Consider the following 21577-nt stretch of genomic DNA (forward strand, 5'->3'; position numbering starts at 1 on the left):
AAAAAACCACCAAAAAGCGAATGTACGTTCTTTATGTTATAATAAGATGATTATGAAAAAGGAGGTCCTTTTATGCAACAACCTTTAGCCTATCGAATGCGACCTCGTCACTTAGACGAAGTAGTTGGTCAACAACATTTAGTCGGCCCTGGTAAAATTATTCGTCGGATGGTCGAAGCCAAAATGCTTTCATCGATGATTCTTTATGGGCCGCCTGGCACTGGAAAAACCAGTATTGCCAGCGCAATCGCTGGTTCAACAAATTATGCCTTTCGCATGTTGAACGCGGCCACAGATACCAAAAAAGATTTACAAATCGTTGCTGAAGAAGCCAAAATGAGTGGCACAGTGATTTTACTGCTTGATGAAATTCACCGATTAGATAAAACAAAACAAGATTTTTTGCTCCCTCATTTAGAAAACGGACGAATTATTATGATTGGAGCCACTACCGAAAATCCATATATCACAATTAATCCTGCGATTCGTAGTCGTACGCAAATCTTTGAAGTAAAGCCCTTAACGGAAACAGACATTCAGCAAGCGATTCAAGAAGCCTTAACCGATAGCACACGTGGCTTAGGCGATTATCCTGTCCACTTAGAAGAAAAAGCATTACAACATTCGACACGCGCAACGAACGGTGACTTACGTAGTGCGCTAAATGGACTAGAATTAGCTGTTAAATCAACACCCAAAAATGAACAAGGCGAAATTAAGATCACCTTACCGATTATTGAAGAGTGCGTGCAACGAAAAGCCTTAACGCATGATAAAGATGGCGATGCCCATTATGACGTGATTTCCGCTTTCCAAAAGTCGATTCGAGGAAGCGATGTAGATGCTGCACTTCATTATTTGGGTCGCTTAGTTGAAGCAGGTGATTTACCGATTATTTGTCGTCGTTTAATGGTCATTGCTTACGAGGATATCGGTCTTGGGAATCCTGCGGCCGCTGCTCGGACGGTCACCGCTGTTCAAGCCGCCGAAAAGCTAGGGTTTCCAGAAGCTAGGATTCCTCTAGCCAGTGTCGTCATTGATTTATGTTTATCGCCAAAATCAAATTCTGCAGTCACAGCGATTGATGCTGCTTTGGCAGATATTCGACAAGGCTCTGTGGGAGACGTTCCTGATCATTTACGTGATGCCCACTATGCTGGAGCCAAAGAATTAAACCGTGGTATTGGTTATCAATACCCACATAATTTTGAAAACGGTTGGGTCAATCAGCAATACTTACCTGACAAATTAAAAGAGGCACGTTATTACGAACCGATTGATATTGGTAAATATGAACAAGCCTTACATCAGCAACTCAAGCGTATCCAAGAATGGAAACAGAAAAAATAACAAAATAATACGCTTTCAAAAAAAGAAACAATCTCGTTGCCGATTTTGAGAGAGTATGCTATTATAAAGATGGTAAATCTGTGATGTACGCGTTGTCCTTTCACTGTGTTGACCGAACATTTTTATTGATATCTAGGGATCCTGCTTGTATCAAAGTTGGTAACATGCCTTTTCTTTTGGTAGTTCAATACTGCGATCGAGGAACCCACCTGCTTATCTTGCGGGTTCAATACTCTAGGACGATTACCGGCATCGACGGATTTTACCATTTTTATGAAGATTTCTAAACAATTTGCTCTGGCAAGTTGTTTTTTTTTGGAGGACAAGATGATTCGTATACTCGTACTATTACTCGCCGTTGTCACAGGCGTAGCCAGTTATTATTTGATGAAGAAAAGTGCAGCTTTTTTACCACTCTTAAAAAAAGAAACTGCAACAGAAAGTCAACAGTTTATCGAACGTTTTGGGCGTTATTACTTGATTATCGCCATTCTAGGTGTTCTAGCGGCTATTTTTAATCGCCCGTTATTGTCAATTGGTTTTATCTTTTTTGTTTTATTACTTTCAACGTTGTTTAGTTTAACTTTTGCAAAAAAAATGTCATAAAAGACGATGAATTTAAAGAGGTCGGGACAGAAGCGTTTAACTCCGAGAAATAAGAAGGAATTTCCGAAAATTGTTCTTTAATTTTTGGAGAATTTCGGCTTATTTCCGAAGGAGTTGCTTCTGTTTCCGCCGTTTATCAATTTTTAAGCCTGGGACAAAAATCCAAAGTGATTTTTGTCCCAGGTTCTTTTTTACAAAAAAATGCCAATATTCAGAAAAAAAGAAGCGGTTTCAGTTTCTTTTTTTCTTTGTTTGTTTTACAATTATTATAGAAACAATTAATGATTTTTTTTACGCTGAAAGGAGCGGTTATTATGTTACAACAATATCAAAAAATTATGATAGCAATCGATGGTTCTGACGAAGCAGACTTAGCCTTTAAAAAAGCGGTCAACGTTGCTAAACGAAACGATGCTGAATTACTATTAGCACATGTTGTTGATACGCGCTCTTTCCAATCAGTGTCCTCTTTTGATGGTGCGCTAGCAGAAGAAGCAATGTCAATGGCAAAAGAAACCTTAGACACCTACCAACAACAAGCGGTGGATATGGGACAAACAAAAGTCTCTAGCGTTCTAGCCTATGGTTCTCCTAAGAACATTATTGCCAAAGAATTACCAAAAGAATACAACATTGATTTAATTATGTTAGGAGCAACTGGATTAAATGCCGTTGAGCGTTTATTTATTGGCTCTGTCTCTGAATCAGTTATCCGTAACGCTAGCTGCGATGTTCTCGTTGTACGGACGGATTTAGACAACAAATTACCAAAAAATGAAGAAAAATAAAAAATAAGAAGAAACTGAGCCAACTATCACTTTTGATAGTTGGCTCAGTTTTTTCTTATTTACCTATTAAGCACACCTTGTGAGAGCATCTCACAAGGTGTGTTCGTTTAATTATTTTAGACGTTCTACGTCACGGGCAATCATTAACTCTTCATCAGTTGGTACTAATAGAAGCTTGATTTTTGAATCATCAGTTGAGATAACTGCTTCTTCACCGTGTACATTATTTTTGTCATCATCGATTTCACAACCAAACCAAGTCATGCCATCAATAATATCTTTACGAACGCCAACTGCATTTTCACCGATTCCAGCAGTAAAGACAATCGCATCAACGCCATTCATAACAGTGACATAGCTACCAATGTATTTACGAATACGATCGATAAAAATGTTGTATGCTGTTTGAACTTCAGGTTTATCTAAGTTTGATTGAATATCGCGCATGTCGCTTGATAAACCATTTGTTAAACCTAATAAACCAGATTTTTTGTTTAAAATATCAACCATGTCTTGTACATCAGTCAAGCCAAGTTTTGTCATTAAATAAGGCAATAGTGACGCATCAACATCTCCTGAACGAGTCCCCATTGTAACACCAGCAAGAGGAGTGAAGCCCATCGATGTATCGACTGATTTTCCACCATCAACTGCAGTGATTGAAGCACCATTTCCTAAGTGACAAGTGATAATTTTTAAGTCTTCAATTGGACGACCTAACATTTCTGCAGCACGTTGAGAGACATAACGATGACTTGTTCCATGTGCCCCATATTTACGTGCAGCAAATTTTTCATAGTATTCACGCGGTACACTATATAAATAGTTGTGTTCTGGCATTGTTGTGTGGAACGACGTATCAAAGACTGCCACGCTAATGATTTCTGGTAAGATATGTTTAAATGCTTTAATTCCCATTGCATTCGCTGGGTTGTGTAAAGGTGCTAATTCAGATAAAGCTTCAATTTTTTCTAATACTTCGTCTGTAATAACAACAGAATCTTTAAATTCTTCTCCACCAGCAACTACACGGTGACCAACACCAGTAATTTCATCATAAGAGCCTAAAATGTTTAAGTCGATTAATTGGTCTAGTAACATTTTTACTGCCACTTCATGGTTATCAATATCAACAATTACTTCATATTTTTGTCCTTCACCATATTTAATTGTGAAGATAGAATCTTTTAAGCCAATACGTTCAACGATTCCTTTAGCGATCACTTCTTCATTTGGCATTTGGTATAATTGCCATTTTAAACTTGAACTACCTGCATTAATTGCAATTGTTTTAGACATAATTTTCTCCTCTTCGTTACTATTTTATTTTAAATTTGAAGCTTTCCAAGCTTCAAATTGTTTAAAGAACTCCGTTACTTTATTGATATCTTTCAAAGAGGCAAGTTTTGCTAACAAAACTTCCTTCACTTGCTCAGCATCTGCACCCTTGTTTTGAACAAGCAAGATACTTTTACGTGATTGTTCTGACTTAAACAATTCATCAGGTAACTGTATCATTCCTTGTAAATAGACGTTTTTTGTCAACCAATTTTTAAAGAATTCACTTTGCTCAGTCTCTAAAATATTGGTTGGGATTAAGAATAAGCCGAACCCTGCTGGTTTCACGTATTTCATGGCTTGTTCCATTAATAAATGATGCGCATAACTATGGCCTTCCTCCGCAGCAGCAGCAAATCCCTTTGCTCGCTCATCATTTGGATAATAGCCAATCGGCAAGTCACTTAATGCTAAATCAACTGGATCCAATAACAAATCTTGCAATCCGTCTTGATGGAACAACTGAATATTGGCTTGTGACCAAGCATTGTTCACAGAAGATACTGCCAAAAGTGTTTCATCGATATCCACACCATAACCAGAAACTTTGTAACCAGCTGTTTCAAGGTTCAGCAGAACCGTTAACAGTAAATTTCCCATTCCTGAAGCAGGATCTAAAATTTTTAATGGCTCTGATTTATTTGTTAATTGTTCTACTAAATAAACAAACAAAAAGCCAATACCGTCTGGCGTCAATTGATGATTTGCTTGAAGCTGCTCTTTTCTCGTTCCTTTTAGCAAAAGTAATTGGGACAAGCGTCGCACATCTTCAGGAGCTAAATCAATTTTTTTAATCGTATGATACAGCGTTTCTAATTGTTTCACTGTCTCTGGATTAGGTACTCCGTCAAGTACTCGTACTTGAAAATCATCTAAAATATTTTCACCATTTTCAATATACGCATCTAAAAAAGAAGTATCCAATGACTGTTGCAATAACTGGATTGCTTGTTCCATTGGCTCGAAAGCCTCTTCAATTTTTTCTGGGAACAAATTAGCACCTCTATTCTATTCAAAATGTAACAACTTCCATACCTGTTTTATTTTAACGAAAAAAGAAAGAATAATCAATGCCTTTACTGTCTTTCTTCTAAAATCTAATAATTTGTAGAAAAACAACGCTATTCCAGTATTGTTTCCGCTTTTTTTTGATGAGAAACTCTCTCTTGATATTGGTATTTTCGACCAGATTTGTTTAATAAAACAGTTATTCTTAATTGTTCATTTTTGTATGTATAATCGAGGGTCACTTGCGCGTATACGAGCCTTTCTTCTGTTTTTAACTTTCGTCTATTTTGTTTAACATCTGCAAGAAATAAATGAAAGATACTTTTCCCTGCATAGTATTCCTGGGTAGCTTGCGTAAATTTTTGTGTTAACTGACGTTCTTCTAGTAACTGAAGGGCGAGAAAACTCATCAAATAAACAATGGCCATGGCCGTGAACAATAAGTTTCCTGAATATTTTTGCCTCATTAAAATTCTCCCTTTATCGGAAAAAAACTATCAAATGTTTTTCCAGAAGTAAAAGTAACTTCCAAAGTAAACGATTGTCCTTCATTTTTAAACTGTCCATTTTTGATACCAATTAACAGCGGTTGATAGCCTTTACCATTGACTCGCTTAATAATTTTATCTTCTTTGATTTGAATTGAAATAGTCTTGTTTGTTTCTGAGTCGAGGAAAGAAATCTCTTGAGCAGAGCCTGTTTGGAAAACGAGCTTTTGACATTCTTTTTCTAATTGAATTAAAAAAATATGCCAGGATTTCGAATCATTGTTTTTCAAATATTGATTTCCGATAAAACTTTGTTGAATCATCAACTGAAACAATTGACACATACAACTTAAAACGACTAGTGCTACTAAACACTCTAACATCGTAAAACCCGCATATTTTTTATTGACCAATCAAAATCGCTCCTCTTGAATCTGTGACTTTTAGTATCCTTCTTCCATCGTTCTCCATCAAAGAAAATCGGTAAGTTTCTCCTTGATATATCCGCTCTTTGAAACGTAAATCACCCGTCTGCTCTAAAAATAAAATTGCTTCGTATCCTAGACGAGTGCGCGTTAATTCTTGCTCCCGTTGATAATTTTGCTGAATTAATTGTGTAATAGTCAGGGAGAATATCCCTGCTATCACACATACAATACTAAAACTAACGAGACTCTCTAATAAAATAAAACCGCTATAAATAGTTAATTTTCTTCGTATATTTGCCACTCCCCATCTGAAATTGTAAAATAAGTTGCTGTTTCTTTTCAGTCCAAGTAAAAATATATTTCACTAAACGGCCATTGTTCCCTGACGAATGAAGAAAACTGAGCTTGCTTGGACCACTCACTGTCATTTTTTCAGGTACAGCTAGTAAAGTCCTCCGAGCTGATTGGTTCAATTTATCAGGAAATGAAAAGCTTTGTTGTTCTTCAAAAAACCAAACTTCTTGTGTTTCCTCTAAAACAATTGCTTGCTGTTGCGCAAAACGAAGTTGTTTTTCTACCGTAGCAAGAAACTGTTCAATTTTTAACGTTTCTTGCCAGCGGTGAATAGCGAGTGTCGGGAGCATAGTCATAAAGCAAACAATCGTTAAACTAACAAGTGTTTCCATTAATGTGAATCCTGCTGACTTGTTCATTGCTTTTCTGCTGTATATTTATCTAACTGCTCTTTAGTAATGTAGCCTTCGTTGACTAATTCATTTAAGGAAGGCGTCTTATTTTTTTCTAGTGTGTAGAGCTCGATTTGTGATTCTACAATTTTTACGATTGCTTCATTGCCTTTTTTATCAACTGTTTCTTTATGTTTCGCTAAGTTAGGGACAAAAAGTAAAATCAATACGGAAATAATCAATAAGACAATCAACATTTCTAATAATGTAAACCCTGCGTATTTTTGTTTCTTTTTCATTATAAAACTCCTTCCATATTGCCATAAATAGGCAGCAACATTGCCCCATAAACACCGATAATTAAACAAGCAATTATGATAAAAATAAGTGGTTGAACGAGAGTAATGACTCGTTCAATTTTTTTGAAAAAACCTTGGAAACAGACATTACTATAAACCATCAACTCCTTGCCTAATTTTCCTTTTACTTCCCCTTGTTGAATCATTAAACCCAATGCTTTCGTAAAAAAAGGATAAGCAGCTAATTGTCTATGTAAGGTTTCACCAACTAGCAGTCCTTCACTAATTGCTCCAGCTAATTCTTTCATTAAGGGGTAATTGGTTGTATGGCGCATCAAATCGATGACCTCTTTCATTTCTAATCCTTGCGCAAGCAACTTCCCCCATTCTAGTGCAAAAAAAGCACTGACGTATTCCCGATAAAGGCCACGGATAATTGGCAGTTTCAGATATACGAAGGCCCGCTGAATAGCAGACTGATGCTTCAAATAACGGTTTAAAATGAAGAAACTAAATGAGAGGACAAAAACTAAGGTAACCAGAATGTATGGACTGTAAACAATCAGAAGAATCCCAATATTTTTAGAATAACTATTGGCATCATTTTCCATTAATTGGGGCAATAAAAATTGCCGAATACCAACAATGACGAGAATCAAAAAAACAATCAGGAGCAGCGGATAACTAATTATTTTATAGAACTGTTGCCGATATTTTTCCGTTTGAAAAAAATGTTCGGAAATCGCTTGTAGTGTCCCTACCAAATCCCCGTGTGCAGTAGCAAACGACAATTGTGCCGAGACCATTGTTGAAAATCCTAATTCTTCAACTAAAGCTTGTAAGGCAATGCCTGAGGAAAAGCCTTCAACTAAAAAAGTTATACTGTGCTGAGGTAAGGCGTTTGATTTTTTCATGAAGGAAAAACTTTCTTGTATATTAAAACCATTTGCAAGCAAATCCGCTAATAGTTTCAGAAAAAGCTGCTGTTGTTTTTTCGTTAATTTATTCGATGGCTTGAAAATACGTTTTTTCTGTAATAAACCCATACGCCCACGCCTTTCTTAGATTCTTTTGCCAACTACTCTTTATAACGGCTTCCTTAAAGAAGAAATAATCATAAAGAATTCCCGCTACTTGTTCCTTATTAATCGTGGTTGTCAAAATCTGTTGATAAATGATACCTTGCAAGCATTCAGCCAATTCATGCTCTGGGCCACCTAATTCTATCAAACGCCGTTGCACCCCCAATAAGTTACGGGCGTGAATTGTCGCAAAAATAGTATGACCCGTTAAGGCGGCTCGAATAACTGCTTGAGCCGTCTCGCCATCACGAATTTCACCAATAATCAAAATATCAGGATGATGGCGCAAGCAAACTTTTATCAAGGCTTCGTACGTTAACTGAATTTTTTCATTTGTTTGCAACTGTAAAAACTGTTTTTCCTCAATTTCAACAGGATCCTCAATCGCTATCACTTGTTGTTCGCCACTTCTTTGTTTAGCCACACGATACATGGTTGTTGTTTTCCCGGAACCAACTGGCCCACTGAATAAATAAAGTCCTCGTTTCTGACAAGATGCTTCAATTTCATTCAGCTGGTGGGGAAAGAAAAAATGTTCAGCTTGTTCACCAAATCGGTGCAAAAAACGAATTACCAAGCTCTCTCGATTCTGAAAATCTCCCACAGATGATAAACGCAAGCGTTGCTTCGTCTCGCCAATTAGATAAGTTGTCGCGCCTAATTGTGCTTTTCGTCTTTCTCCGACATCCATGCCGCCTATAAATTTAAAGTGGAAAATTAACTTTTCGCCTATTTCTGCGGAAACTTGTGTGTAAAGTGTCCGTTGCATCCCTGTCCGAAAAGAGATGGCTATTTCGGTATCATTGGGTAAAAAATAAACGTCTTGCGCCCCATGAAGGACGCCCCATTCAATTAATTGATGAGCCAATTTTTTTACATTTTCAGTCATTCATTTCCTCCTCTCACTAATAAACTACGCATTTATTTTATGATTTCAGCAAAAAAAAGAACCTTCACCAATAAGATGAAGGTTCTTTTTTTGAAGTTTGCGCTGTCCATCTATCTTCCCCAAAATAGTGGAACTCCTAGACACTTAATATTATACTAAAAAAATCTTGCGTTTAGTTTTCAAAAATTTCTCTGAATCACAAAATTTTTGAGAAAAACTATGATAATCCGATTGGATCGTTTACGTTTTTGGCTTCATTTTTTGTTTATTAACTAAATAAACTGGAATTCCTAGAAGCGTAATCCCTATACCAATCAATGCTAGAATAGGCTGTGTAATACTCGTTGTAACCAAGATGAAGATACCACCTAGACTTGCGATAATTGGAATAATTGGATAGCCAGGAACTTTATACGGTCGTTTTAATTCAGGTTCGCGTTTTCTTAAAATAAAAACGGCTAAGAAAATTAATAGATTAAACAGCCACATAACAAAAACTAACATATCCGTTAATAAATCGAAGGTTCCGAAAAACATCATGATAATGGCTACAGCTAACTGGAAAATTCCAGCAACGTAAGGAACAACAAAGCGTTTAGACAACTTTTGAAACTGACGACTAAAAGGCATCAGATTATCTAAGGCTAAGGCATAAGGAATCCGAATCCCTGTCATTGTGTAGCCGTTTAACGCACCATATACAGAGATTAAAATCCCAATAGTTACGATTTTGCCGCCAATTGGTCCAAAAATAGCCACAGAAGCATCCGAAGCTGCATTCAAATTCCCAGCGATTTGCTCAATTGGTAATGTTTTTAGAAATACAAAATTAATTAAAGCATAAATTAAAGTAATCAATAACAAACCAAAAATAATGGCTTTAGGCAAGTCTCTTTCTGGTCGCTTCATTTCACCAGCCACGTTACCCACACCTAGCCAGCCATCATAAGCAAACATGGTGGCGACTAAGGCGCCACTAAAAGCAACTAAAAAGCCAGTATTCGCTGTTGTTTCAACAGGAAAAAGTGAAACAGCTACCTGTCCGGGAGTAAATAATCCTACTAAAGAAATCAAGGCAATTGGAATCAGTTTTACCACCAATGTCGTTGATTGGACCAAAGAAGCAATTTTTGTTCCTAATAAATTAATTATCGTGATACTGGTTCCCGCAAGAATGGCAATTGGAATCAATAAATTTGCCGATAAATGAAACAAATTGATTAGTTGTGTACTAAAAATAATGGATAACGCCGAAATGTTGGCAGGATAATAAATGATACTTTGTGCCCACCCTAAAAGAAAACCAGCTAATTTACCATATGTATATTCAATATACTTCACTGCGCCACCTGTTTCAGGGATTGCTGTAGCAAGTTCGGCACTGGTTAATCCTGCACAAATGGTTAAGGCACCACCTAACACCCAAGCAAAGATAGCTAAACTAGCTGACTGTGCGTGTCCAACGACACTCGCAGCTTTAAAGAAAACACCAGCGCCAATCACCGTACCCATTACCGTGGATAACGCACCAAACGTTGTTATCTCTCTTTTTAATTGCTTTTTCTCCATAGACTCCCTCATTTCATTTAAACTAAAAAAGCGTAACAAAATTTCACTTTCTTGAAAAGATAACGAAAATAATAGCTGTTTTCATGAAAAATTCTGTGACGATCTCTTTTCAGTATAGCTATTTCTTTTAGAATTTCAAGTTTGAAAACCACAAAAAGAAAATTTGTCATAAAAGTTTTAGAGCATTCATCTTTTGTTTATAAACAAGAATTGAAAAACCGACGATTTTTTATTAAATAAACGAAAAATCGAATCAAAAAGAAACCTTTCTGATCCGATTTTAACTACGTTATTGGTTTTTGACTTTTTCTTTTTTCATTTGTTTACTGCGTAATTGTCCGCAAGCCGCATCAATATCTGTTCCGTGTTCTTTACGAATAACACAATTGATGCCATTCTTTTTGAGTACATCATAAAATTTTAAAACCGCTTCTTTAGAGCTTCGGCTATATTGATCGTGTTCACTCACTGGGTTATACGGAATCAGATTAACATAAGAAAGTTTTTTCTTATTCCGTAGTAAATCTGCTAATTGTTGAGCATGTTCTGGTCGGTCGTTCACTTGACTCAACATAATATATTCAAATGTAACACGTCGATTGGTTTTTTCAATGTATTCATCAATTGCTGCCATTAATTTTTCAATTGGAAAACTACGATTAATCCGCATAATTGATGTACGAACTTCGTTGTTAGGAGCATGTAATGAGATTGCTAAGTTTACTTGTAGTCCACTGTCTGCAAATTCACGAATTTTTGGCACTAAACCACTTGTTGAAACTGTAATATGGCGGGCACCAATAGCCAAGCCTTTATCATCATTAATCGTTCGTAAAAAGTTCATGACATTGGCATAATTATCAAATGGTTCACCAATTCCCATCACAACGACATGGCTAACACGTTCATCCAACCCACGTTCATCGAAATAATGTTGCACCCACATAATTTGGGCAACAATCTCGCCAGCAGTTAAATCTCTTTGTTTTTTTAATAGCCCACTAGCACAAAATGTACACCCAATATTGCAGCCAACTTGAGTGGTCACACAAACAGATAATCCATATTCTTGACGCATCAAGACTGTTTCAATCATATTTTTATCTGGTAATTCAAATAAATATTTCACGGTACCATCTTGCGCTTCTTGCACAATGACTTGTTTTAATGGATTTAATGAAAAATTTTCTTCTAATAAAGTCATCAACGATTTAGAAATGTTCGACATTTCACTAAATGAAGCAACACGTTTTGTATACAACCATTCCCACACTTGTGTTGCGCGAAATTTCTTCTCGCCATGGGCTAAAAACCAGTCCACAAGCTGTTCTCTCGTCAGTCCATAAATGGATTCTTTCTGCATTTCTTTTCCTCATTTCTGCTATTACATTCGCTTCATAACTATAACGTATTCTCACTTTGAATGCAATATCACGAAGAGCCTCAAAAAAAAATCGTTAAGCGTGCATACTTAACGATTTTTTATAATTAATCTTTCACTAAGTGATAAACTTTTTTGAAGTAGAACGTTCTGGCAATTAAATAGTAAACGACCTGAATCAATAAGAAAACGCCTAAAACTTGCCAGCCAGCTAATTGCATTGGCTGATCTAACACGGCATACATTGCTTTCAAAGCAACAGCTCCATGAATAAATGAAACAACAATCGGTGTAAAGAATAAAATACCTACTTGTTGGTAAATCATTTTCTTCAATTCTCTTTTCGTCAAGCCAAGTTTGTAAATCATCTTGAATTTTTCAACGTCCGTATTCATATCACTATATAAACGGAAGTATAAGAAACTACCCGCCGAAACAAAGAACACGATACCGATAAATAGTCCGACAAAAAGAACTGGCGTATAAAATTGCGTAATGCCTGCAACTGTAGCCGCGGTTCCTAGTAACATTGGGTATTTTTCACCAATAATATTTTCAGCATCAATTAAGGTTTCTTTATCTGTGCCTTCTTTTGGTTGCCAAATTGTTTCTGTTTCCTCTTTGATTCCATCTGTTGAGGTACTATCTGGGATAACAACCACACCGCCAAAAGTCGGTAATACATTGGTTTCTTCTGTTTTATCAATGTTTAAAACTTGATCATTTGCCAATTGAACAGATTTGACATCTACTGATGCAGCAGAAGGAGCATCTTTTTGTGATAAATTAACTACTTTCTCACCTGTTAAAGTTGGTTCATCTATAAATTTTGCGAGTTTATTATATTCAGATGTTTTGATTAATTGGATACCGGCACTTGTTTTGTACATTGTGTAATCAATCTGATCAAACTGAATATTTTTTTCTTGGAATGTTTTTGTCGCAAATTGTTTCATTTCTTGATTTTCTGGGTTGGTCGAATCAGACAATGTCAGTTCGTACGGTACAGAACTTATTCCTTTAAAAATCATCTCATTCACGCCGTATAACGTTCCAATGGCAGCAAAAGCAACCGTTGATATCACCGAAACCAAGAAGAACGAACGTGCATTATCTTTCATGCGGAATGCTAAATCTGATAAAACGACCATATTGGTTTTTTTCCAAAAGATTTTTGGTTTCCGTTTTAAACGTTCAATGACAGAAACACTCAATTGGTCAAATAAGAATTTTGTCCCTAAAATAACTAAGAAAATTACTGGGAACATCACCATTAAAACTAACTGTCCCTTAGCAACTAAAGCAATTCCGTAACCGACAACTAAAAGCAACACGGCTAAGAAAGATTTAACTTTAGAGCTTTTGATTTCACCTTTACCCATTTCTCCTGCTTTTAATAGCTCTTGAAGTGTCGCTTTTGGCAAGCGGAATTGAATAAAGAAAGAAATTACTAAGAACAAGACCGCAAATGAAATGACAGTAATGATAAACGGCATCACTGGCAAATAAAAACCTAAACCTAGATGCATCAATAAATTGCTAATCCATAAAATAAATTGTGAAAATCCAACACCTAAAATGCTACCAAAAATTGTAGCAAAGAAACCAATCACTAAGTTTTCAATAAAAATCATTTTCTTTAACTGTTTTGGACTCATCCCTTGAATCATCAAGGTTCCAAACTCTTTTTTCCGAGATTGGATAAAGACATCCATCGAGTATAAAACGAATAAGAAAGAGAAACCATAGATTATAATTGCCGCAGCCGTCATTCCCATTTGTGCTTTAGGATTTAAACCATTAGCTAAGGCTGGGTGAAAGACAAAACCAGTGAACGTAAAAAAGATCATCACAGAAAACATTGTACTTAGGAAATAAGCCAAGTATAAATGCTTATTTCGAATCGTATTTCTTATAACAAACTGATTAAAATTCATTATCGACACCTTCAATCTCAGCCAGTTTCACCATGATTAAATCGTAGAACTCTTTTTGATTGCCATTTTGGACAATTTCATCAATTAATTCACCATCTTTAATAAAGACGATGCGCTTGCAATAACTTGCGGCTAGCGGATCATGGGTTACCATTAAAATAGTCGCCGCTTCTTCTTCGTTTAATTGTTGTAACAAGCCCATCACATCCTTAGATGATTTCGTATCTAAGTTTCCTGTTGGTTCATCAGCCAATAATAATTGTGGATGATGAATCATTGCCCGAGCAACGGCGACCCGTTGTGCTTGTCCACCAGAAATTTCTGCAATTCGTTTTTTCAACAGATGATTGATACCTAAACGCTCACTTAATTCTGCTAATTGTCGTTTCATTACAGAGACTTTTTCTCCATCAAGCGTCAATGGCAAAATAATATTTTCTTCAACAGTTAATGTTGGCATTAAATTAAAGCTTTGAAAAACAAATCCTAATTCTGTACGACGGAATTTAGCAATTTGTTCTTGATTCAAATTGTTTGGATTTTTTCCATTTAAAAGTATTTCACCGTCTGTTGGACTATCGATTGTTGCCAATAAATTTAAAAGTGTACTTTTCCCACTTCCAGAAGGTCCCATAATACCAATAAATTCACCATCTTGGACAGTTAAATTAATCCCTTTTAAAGCTTCATATTTAATTTCGTTTCCGTAAACTTTTTTCAAATTTTGTACTTCTAACATATTTTCCACTCCTATTCTTCTCACTCATTTAGTGTATCGAAAACGAAAAAAAACGACAATAGAAAAGAATAACAATGAACTTACATTACTGTAAGTGCACTGTTATTCTTTTAAAAGTTATGCTTCATATTCAATCACATAAGGATGAATCTTCGTATTATAAATAGCTTCTGAATATTCTACGCAACGACCTGTTGGGCTTAACGAACGCCGAATTCTTTTTAAGCCCGTTGTTTCAGTTGTTTGCAACATCTTTTGCTCTGCTTCTGTCAAAGTTGCAACTTCAAAACGGTCTTCAAATTTATAAATTTCAATGGCATGTCGATCCATCAAACGATACAAGGATTCTTCTTTGTATTCAGTCAATGATACGTCTTTCATGGCAGCTGGCAAATAGTAATTAAAATAAATATAGGGTTGTTCATCGATTAAATATAACCGTGAAAGGTGAACCACTTCTTCTCCTAAAAATTGATAAGCCGGCATCTCTTTTGACAACGTCAAGTTTTCAACTTGTAAAACTTTTTTAGTTACTTTCTGACCTGATTCATTCAAAAATTCAGTGAATGTCCCTGCTTTTGATAGTTTATTATAGGGACGATTGCTTAACACAGTTGTGCCCCGGCCACTTTTTTTCTCAACAAATTCTTCTGTTGCTAACATTTCGATTGCCCGCCGAATCGTAATTTTACTAACGTTAAACATCTCTTCCAATTCTGTTTCTGTTGGTAAAAACGTTCCTACTGGATACTTGCCACTCAAAATATCTTCTTTAATCTGATCTGCTACTTCTAAATAAAGCACGCTCTTTCTTCTCATGATACGCTCCCTCCCAACCGCACTATTCTTTTCTATTTTACCAGAAAATGATGATTATAACATGATGCTTTGCTGAAATTATAAAAAAAGAACAAAAATAGATAAATTTATCTATTTTTGTTCTTTTGTTTATTGTTCTGGCGTCTCGGTTGCTGCCTCTTCTGATTCCGCTTGTAGAAAGACTTTTCTTGGTTTGCTACCTTCTGATGGTCCAATAACTCCGTGTGCTTCCAATTCATCTACTAAGCGAGCCGCACGATTATAGCCAATTCTAAAACGTCTTTGTAGCAATGAAATACTAGCTGTTTGCATTTCAACCACCAAGTTTTTCGCTTCTTCAAACAACTCATCTTGAGGAGCTTCGCCACCGCCTGAAGTGGTCGGTTCATCTGTTGGCATCATGCTTTCTTGATATTCAGCTTCTTGTTGATCCGTTACAAACGCAACCACTCGTTCGACTTCTTGATCAGAGATAAAGGCCCCTTGGATACGAATTGGTTTATTTTCTCCCATTGGTAAGAAGAGCATATCGCCTCGACCTAATAGTTTCTCCGCCCCGTTGGTATCAATAATGGTACGCGAGTCTGTCCCACTTGAGACCGCAAAAGCCATTCGAGAAGGGACATTTGCTTTGATGATTCCTGTAATGACATCCACACTTGGCCGTTGTGTCGCTAAAATCATATGAATACCTGCTGCCCGTGCCATTTGGGCTAAACGGATAATCGCATCTTCTACTTCGTTACTTGCCACCATCATTAAATCAGCTAACTCATCAACAATGACAACAATAAATGGTAGAATTGGACGATTTTCGCCATCTTCCGCATTTTTCTGTTGAATTAGTTGATTGTAACCAGTGATATTTCGGACGCCTGTTGCTGCAAATTTTTCATAACGAAATTCCATTTCTTGAACTACTTTTTGCAGGGCTTGTGCTGCTTTTCTCGGATTAGTAACCACTGGCGTTAATAAATGAGGAATCCCGTTATACACATTCAATTCTACCATTTTCGGGTCAATCATCATTAATTTTACTTCATGAGGTTTCGCTTGCATCAAAATACCTGTGATGATGCCATTGATAGCAACCGATTTCCCACTCCCTGTCGATCCCGCAATTAATAAATGCGGCATTTTTGATAGATCTGCAGTTTGAACCATCCCTGAAATATCTCGACCTAAAGGTACTTCTAATAGTTTATCTGGATGACTTGGTTGTGCCTCAACAATATCTCTAAAGGATACTGTACTAATTGCACTATTAGGAACTTCAATCCCGATTAGTGATTTCCCAGGAATCGGAGCCTCCATACGAACGTCTTTGGCCGCAAGCGCTAAAGCAATGTCATCCGTCAAGTTAACAATTTTGCTAACTTTTACCCCAACAGCGGGTTGAACTTCAAATTTTGTGACAGATGGTCCTAAACTAGCTTTGACTACTTTAGCATCAACACCAAAACTCTTGAAGGTTTGTTCTAAGACGCCAATATTTTTTTCGATTTTTTCATATTCACCACTTTGATCCGTTGCTTGAATTGTATCTAACAAATCAGTTGGTGGTAGTTGATAATCACGATCTTCCGCTTCTTCAGAAATTTCAAATTCGAGAACACCAGCTTCATCTGCCGCCTCTTCTTCCTGCTCTCGTTGCGGTTTTGTTGCTGCAATTGGTGGTACAGGCATCGCCTGATTTTGCTGTTGAAACGAATCAATTTGAACAGGCGTTGGTGCGGCCGGTTCTTCCACCATTGGTTGGTGGGTTTCAACAGGTGTTTTTGTTAAGCGCTCGGCTGCCGCTTGTTCCATGCGTTCCCGCTCTTGTAATTTTTGTTGGGCAGCGGCTTCAATTTTTGCTTGGCGTTCTGCAGCTTTGGCTTCTTTCTTCGCTGCTCGCTTCGCCTCTTTTTCTTCTTGTCGCGCCTGTGATTTTGCCGAAACATGACTTAGGCGATCTTGAATACTTTGGAAATGATCAACAATTTGCTGAAAATCCCACATACTCATCAAGAAAATACCCGCTAACAGTAGCAAGGTGGCAATTAAATAGCTACCAAATTGTGCCACCAAAAAGTACGTTCCTTGATAAAGCAGTGCGCCAATCATACCGCCCCCTACGTTTTGCGTCACTTGGTTAGCTTTTAGATCGCTTTGCAAAAATTCCCAAGTGTTACCTAAAATATCTGGTTGACTGCCACTAACATTTCGAAACATAAAGGCATGGAAAAATAACAAAACACTAATATAAATCAGAACAGCCCCAAAAATAGGGCGCCCTCTTTTTAACGGAAAATCTTTCCCATAAATCATGACTAATAAGCCATACAGGATTAGTAAAATCGCTGCAAATGGAAAGGTATTACCTACAACTAAGCGTAAACAATTCGCTAATAACGTGCCTAAAAACCCTAAGCGAAAGAGTCCAAAGACACCGAATAAAATAAAAATCAGGCCAAGAAACATATAATTTAAACGTTCTTGTTGTTGCTGTTGTTTTTTGGTCTTTTTCTTTGTCGTACTTTTTTTCTTATTTGTTGCTCTTTTTTGTGCCATTTAACTTCCCTCTTTCCATCACTTCTCATTATACATAAAAATGGAATCGAACAAAAGTGCCCACCTCATTTTACTTGAAAAATCATGGAAATTTTTTAAAAACTTTCATTTAAGAAAAATGAGCGTGGGACAAAAATCACTTTGGATTTTTGCTCCACGCTCAAAAACTGATAAACGGCGGGAACAGAACCAACTCCTTCGGAAATAAGCCGAAATTCTCCAAAAATCAAAGAGCAATTTTCGGAAATTTCTTCTTATTTCTCGGAGCTAAACGGTTCTGTCCCGACCTCATTATTTCTTATTTTGCTGATTCTTAATGGTATAAGTCGAAACGACCTTTAGCCATCATTTCTTTGGTACCACCTGTTTCAAAGAGCGCTTTGTTCATAATAATTTTTTTCATGAATGAAGCTGGGTATCCTTTAATGTCTGTTTTACCAACAATTCCTAAAGCACGTGTATTTCCGACAGAACAAACAGAACCTTGTGATTTAAAGCTGAAAGGTTTAGTTGCTTCCCCTTTCAATTGTGCTTGAATATTTTTAGCAGCATGCGCCCCCATTTTCAAGGCGATTTGTGCTGTCGTTGGGTAAGGTCGATTAGTTTCTGTATCCATAACTGCTGAGCAGTCACCAATAATATAGACGTTGCTATGGTTCGCATCTGTTAAATCTGGTTGAACCATGACACGACCACGACGAGCTTCAAATCCAGAATCGCCTACAACGTGGCTTCCACTAACACCCGTTGTCCAAATAATTGTTTTAGCAGAAAGTTCTGCCAAGTCGCCTGCTTCGTTATCTTGATAAACAACTGCGCCTGGTTTGATTTCTTTAATCGGTTTACCTAATAATAAATGAATAGCTGAATCTTTTAATAATTGCACACCATAGTTCGCAAGTTTTTCGTTAAACATCGGCAATAGGCGAGTAACTGCTTCGACACAATAAATTTGGATTTGATCTGCTGAGACACCTGCGATTTCAGCAAATTTTGGTTTGTTTTCAACAAGAGAACCTAATAATTCAATCCCTGTAAAGCCTGCTCCGCAGACAACAATTTTTAAGAATTCTTCGTTTTGAGTTGCTTTGTATTGACGCATTTGTTCTTGGATATGTTCATACACGTTTAAAGCCGTTTTCACATCTACCATTTGTAGAGCATGTTCTTGCACACCAGGGATACCAAATGATTCTGATTCAAACCCAAGAGAAACAACTAAGTAATCATAATTGATTGTTTGGCCATCTTCTAAAGCAACTGTTTGTGTTGCAGCATCAATTGTTTTAACTGTTCCTTGGATAAAGGTGGTCATTTTTTCATCGACAACATCCATAATATTGTATGTGATTTTTTCAGCTGGTTGTGTTCCAGCAGCAACTTCATGCAAATCCGTTGCTTCGTAGTGATAGTTGTTACGATCCACTAAAGTAATTTCGACGTCTTTGGCGCCTTTTTGTAATTCGCGTAATGTTTTTAGGCCTGCATAACCAGCACCTAAAATAACAACATGTTTCTTATTCATTTTGATTCCCTTCCACTCTATAAAAAATTTACAGCCACCACAAACCTATGGCAAAAAATAGCACTTGTGCAGTTGCTCCCACAGCTAAGATCTTCACAGCACAAACAAATGTTTTACTCTTCACTTGTTCCTTCAGTAAGGCTTGGGTTTGTTTCCGTACAAAAGGTAAAGTTAAAAGCATGAGTAACATTGTTGGCGGGGTTAATCCTAAACCGACAGCTAACAAAATGGCTAACATTGCTATTGTATTTAATCCGACGAATAATTTCAAAGAACTTGCTTTGCCAAGGTAATGAACTAATGTATATCTCTTGTTATTTTCATCTTCCTCTAAGTCACAGATATTATTTGCTAACATTAAGTTAGCAATGTAACAAGTATTAGGTAAAGCGACTAAGAAAATCCCCCATAAATTAGCTGCTGACCAATTGAAAACTTCAAACGTATTAATGTAGACACAAATAAGGGTAATCATGAACCCCATTGTAAATCCTGAGAAAACTTCCCCTAATGGTAGACTGGACAAAGGTTTCGGTCCTGATGAATAAAAAATACCAATTAAGTAACAATAAAGACCCATAATTAATAACGGCCAGCCGACAATAAATGACAACCCAATCCCCATTAAAGCAGAAACGAGAATCATCCAAAAAATCATTTTGCGTATTAATGGCAAAGATAAATTTTCTCGACCGATAATATTCGTTTTTTCCTTATAATCATGAACTTCTGTGGCATGATGGTAATCATTATAATTATCTAAAATATCGACCGCCATATTAAAAATAAACATCGCAATGAAAAAAATTAAAACATAACCAACATGAAGCCGCCCATATTGGTACCAACTAAAACAAATTCCTAACAAAAATGGCAAAACACTCGCTGTTTTTGCTTTTAATTCTACTAATTCAAAAAATATTTCTCGATTCAAACTATCCCTCCGCTACTTTTTTACAAACTTTGTTACTTTTAAAACTTAATTACTGTATTTCTGTCGCCAATTCGTATACAATCAAATAGTATTGAACCACTGAAAGGATCGTAGTATATTTATGAACACATTTTGGAAGTCGTTTCCTGACGTTGAACGTTCTTTAACGGAAACATGTGAATTAATTGAACAAACGTTGCATACACGCAACGAAGACATTGAAGAAGCCTTAGTAACTTTGGCTCGTTCTGGCGGCAAATTATTACGCCCCGCTTTTTTCTTTCTTTTTACTCAACTGGGTGATGAAGAAAAACAAGAGAAACAACAACTATTAAAAATAGCTGCATCTTTGGAAATCCTACATATGGCTACGTTGATTCACGATGACATTATTGACGATTCTCCATTGCGCCGAGGCGCTGTGACTATTCAATCACAATATGGTAAAGACGTTGCTGTTTACACAGGTGATTTACTATTCACTGAATTCTTTACTTTGATTGCAGATGCCATGAATGGCTCTGAATTTATGAAAATCAATGCACAAGGAATGAAACGGTTATTACTTGGTGAACTCGATCAAATGAGTCATCGATTTGACCGCCGCATGTCGATTCCTGCTTATTTAAGAAGTGTCAACGGCAAAACAGCCGAACTTTTTTCACTAAGCTGTCTTGAAGGGGCCTATTTCGGTCATAGTTCAAAAGAAGTCCAACGTTTAGCTAAACGAATTGGCCGTCATATTGGCATTGCTTTTCAAGTCTATGACGATATTTTAGATTATACTGCCGACACGGAAACCTTGAAAAAGCCCGCTTTAGAAGACTTGTCACAAGGTGTTTATACGTTACCTCTTCTCTTCGCTTATCAAGCAGCACCTGACGTATTCAGCCCTTATTTGGATAAAGGACGTGCCATTACCTTAGAAGAGGCAGCTGAAGTTGCGGCGCTAGTCAATGACTATCATGGCGTTACAGAAGCACAAGCTTTTGCTAAAAAAGTAACCAACAAAGCAATCACTGATATTCAACAATTGCCTGATGGCACAGCAAAAGAAACCTTACTTTCCTTAACTGAGCTCTTATTACATCGTTCATTTTAAACGTTTTATAGAAGAATTGCCATTAATTGAAATAGAAAAACGACTGATTGTTTGCT

The 21577-nt window shown here is 36.7% G+C and carries 21 protein-coding genes and 1 other RNA gene; 5 read left to right on the forward strand and 17 right to left on the reverse strand.

Annotation, left to right across the window (positions count from 1 at the left end; translation table 11 throughout):
* Positions 1 to 72: 72 nt before the first annotated feature.
* The 4 genes from IGL56_RS07950 (at position 73) to IGL56_RS07965 (ending at position 2744) form a co-directional block, all read left to right on the forward strand.
* Complete coding sequence (locus tag IGL56_RS07950) at positions 73 to 1350, forward strand: replication-associated recombination protein A (RefSeq protein ID WP_002357069.1); 1278 nt, start codon at positions 73 to 75, stop codon at positions 1348 to 1350.
* Positions 1351 to 1422: 72 nt separating this feature from the next.
* A non-coding RNA gene (gene ssrS, locus IGL56_RS07955) (6S RNA) lies at positions 1423 to 1616 on the forward strand.
* 7 nt (positions 1617 to 1623) lie between these two features.
* The gene (locus IGL56_RS07960; protein ID WP_002357068.1) at positions 1624 to 1956 is read left to right on the forward strand and encodes a hypothetical protein; all 333 of its coding nucleotides are present in this window, start codon (positions 1624 to 1626) and stop codon (positions 1954 to 1956) included.
* 314 nt (positions 1957 to 2270) lie between these two features.
* Positions 2271 to 2744 carry a universal stress protein gene (locus IGL56_RS07965; protein WP_002357065.1) on the forward strand — a complete coding sequence of 158 codons (474 nt, stop codon included), beginning with the start codon at positions 2271 to 2273 and terminating at the stop codon, positions 2742 to 2744.
* A 111-nt stretch (positions 2745 to 2855) separates the two neighbouring features.
* Here the strand turns inward: IGL56_RS07965 and IGL56_RS07970 are convergent, their stop codons facing one another.
* The 17 genes from IGL56_RS07970 to IGL56_RS08050 form a co-directional block, all read right to left on the reverse strand.
* Complete coding sequence (locus IGL56_RS07970) at positions 2856 to 4043, reverse strand: acetate/propionate family kinase (RefSeq protein ID WP_002357064.1); 1188 nt, start codon at positions 4041 to 4043, stop codon at positions 2856 to 2858.
* Positions 4044 to 4067: 24 nt separating this feature from the next.
* A complete protein-coding gene (locus tag IGL56_RS07975) occupies positions 4068 to 5075 on the reverse strand; it encodes a class I SAM-dependent methyltransferase (RefSeq protein ID WP_002357063.1) in 1008 nt (335 codons plus the stop codon).
* A gap of 128 nt (positions 5076 to 5203) precedes the next feature.
* Positions 5204 to 5557, reverse strand: a complete 354-nt coding sequence (gene comGG, locus IGL56_RS07980) for a competence type IV pilus minor pilin ComGG (protein ID WP_002357061.1) — start codon at positions 5555 to 5557, stop codon at positions 5204 to 5206.
* A complete protein-coding gene (comGF, locus tag IGL56_RS07985; RefSeq protein WP_002357060.1) occupies positions 5557 to 5991 on the reverse strand; it encodes a competence type IV pilus minor pilin ComGF in 435 nt (144 codons plus the stop codon). Before comGF ends, comGG begins: the two co-directional genes overlap by 1 nt.
* On the reverse strand, positions 5981 to 6307 hold the full coding sequence (locus IGL56_RS07990) for a type II secretion system protein (protein WP_002393943.1): 327 nt from the start codon (positions 6305 to 6307) through the stop codon (positions 5981 to 5983). Before IGL56_RS07990 ends, comGF begins: the two co-directional genes overlap by 11 nt.
* Positions 6273 to 6719, reverse strand: coding sequence for a competence type IV pilus minor pilin ComGD (comGD, locus tag IGL56_RS07995; protein WP_002379576.1), 447 nt, complete (start codon positions 6717 to 6719; stop codon positions 6273 to 6275). Before comGD ends, IGL56_RS07990 begins: the two co-directional genes overlap by 35 nt.
* A complete protein-coding gene (gene comGC / locus IGL56_RS08000) occupies positions 6716 to 6991 on the reverse strand; it encodes a competence type IV pilus major pilin ComGC (protein WP_002356991.1) in 276 nt (91 codons plus the stop codon). The genes comGD and comGC overlap by 4 nt, the downstream gene beginning before the upstream one ends.
* Positions 6991 to 8037 (reverse strand): competence type IV pilus assembly protein ComGB, encoded by a 1047-nt coding sequence (comGB, locus tag IGL56_RS08005; RefSeq protein WP_002356990.1) that lies wholly within the window; start codon positions 8035 to 8037, stop codon positions 6991 to 6993. Before comGB ends, comGC begins: the two co-directional genes overlap by 1 nt.
* Complete coding sequence (comGA, locus tag IGL56_RS08010) at positions 7994 to 8962, reverse strand: competence type IV pilus ATPase ComGA (RefSeq protein ID WP_002364362.1); 969 nt, start codon at positions 8960 to 8962, stop codon at positions 7994 to 7996. The genes comGB and comGA overlap by 44 nt, the downstream gene beginning before the upstream one ends.
* Before the next feature lie 240 nt (positions 8963 to 9202).
* Positions 9203 to 10531: an APC family permease gene (locus IGL56_RS08015; RefSeq protein WP_002356988.1), complete on the reverse strand. Its 1329-nt coding sequence runs from the start codon at positions 10529 to 10531 to the stop codon at positions 9203 to 9205.
* 289 nt (positions 10532 to 10820) lie between these two features.
* A complete protein-coding gene (rlmN, locus tag IGL56_RS08020; RefSeq protein WP_002356987.1) occupies positions 10821 to 11894 on the reverse strand; it encodes a 23S rRNA (adenine(2503)-C(2))-methyltransferase RlmN in 1074 nt (357 codons plus the stop codon).
* Positions 11895 to 12019: 125 nt separating this feature from the next.
* Entirely contained in the window at positions 12020 to 13849 is a 1830-nt protein-coding gene (locus tag IGL56_RS08025; protein ID WP_002392355.1) for an ABC transporter permease, read from the reverse strand.
* Entirely contained in the window at positions 13839 to 14588 is a 750-nt protein-coding gene (locus tag IGL56_RS08030; RefSeq protein WP_002381711.1) for an ABC transporter ATP-binding protein, read from the reverse strand. The genes IGL56_RS08025 and IGL56_RS08030 overlap by 11 nt, the downstream gene beginning before the upstream one ends.
* A 117-nt stretch (positions 14589 to 14705) precedes the next feature.
* A complete protein-coding gene (locus IGL56_RS08035) occupies positions 14706 to 15407 on the reverse strand; it encodes a GntR family transcriptional regulator (RefSeq protein WP_002356983.1) in 702 nt (233 codons plus the stop codon).
* A gap of 129 nt (positions 15408 to 15536) precedes the next feature.
* Positions 15537 to 17960, reverse strand: a complete 2424-nt coding sequence (locus IGL56_RS08040; protein ID WP_002364367.1) for a DNA translocase FtsK — start codon at positions 17958 to 17960, stop codon at positions 15537 to 15539.
* Positions 17961 to 18273: 313 nt separating this feature from the next.
* Positions 18274 to 19485, reverse strand: coding sequence for an NAD(P)/FAD-dependent oxidoreductase (locus IGL56_RS08045; protein ID WP_002360017.1), 1212 nt, complete (start codon positions 19483 to 19485; stop codon positions 18274 to 18276).
* Between the two features lie 28 nt (positions 19486 to 19513).
* Positions 19514 to 20419, reverse strand: a complete 906-nt coding sequence (locus tag IGL56_RS08050) for a prenyltransferase (protein WP_002360016.1) — start codon at positions 20417 to 20419, stop codon at positions 19514 to 19516.
* Positions 20420 to 20540: 121 nt separating this feature from the next.
* Between IGL56_RS08050 and IGL56_RS08055 the strand changes: the two genes are divergently transcribed.
* Positions 20541 to 21521, forward strand: coding sequence for a polyprenyl synthetase family protein (locus tag IGL56_RS08055; protein WP_002356979.1), 981 nt, complete (start codon positions 20541 to 20543; stop codon positions 21519 to 21521).
* Positions 21522 to 21577: the final 56 nt, after the last annotated feature.

It is taken from the genome of Enterococcus sp. DIV1316a (assembly GCF_050536915.1).
GTDB classification, from domain to species: Bacteria; Bacillota; Bacilli; order Lactobacillales; family Enterococcaceae; genus Enterococcus; species Enterococcus faecalis.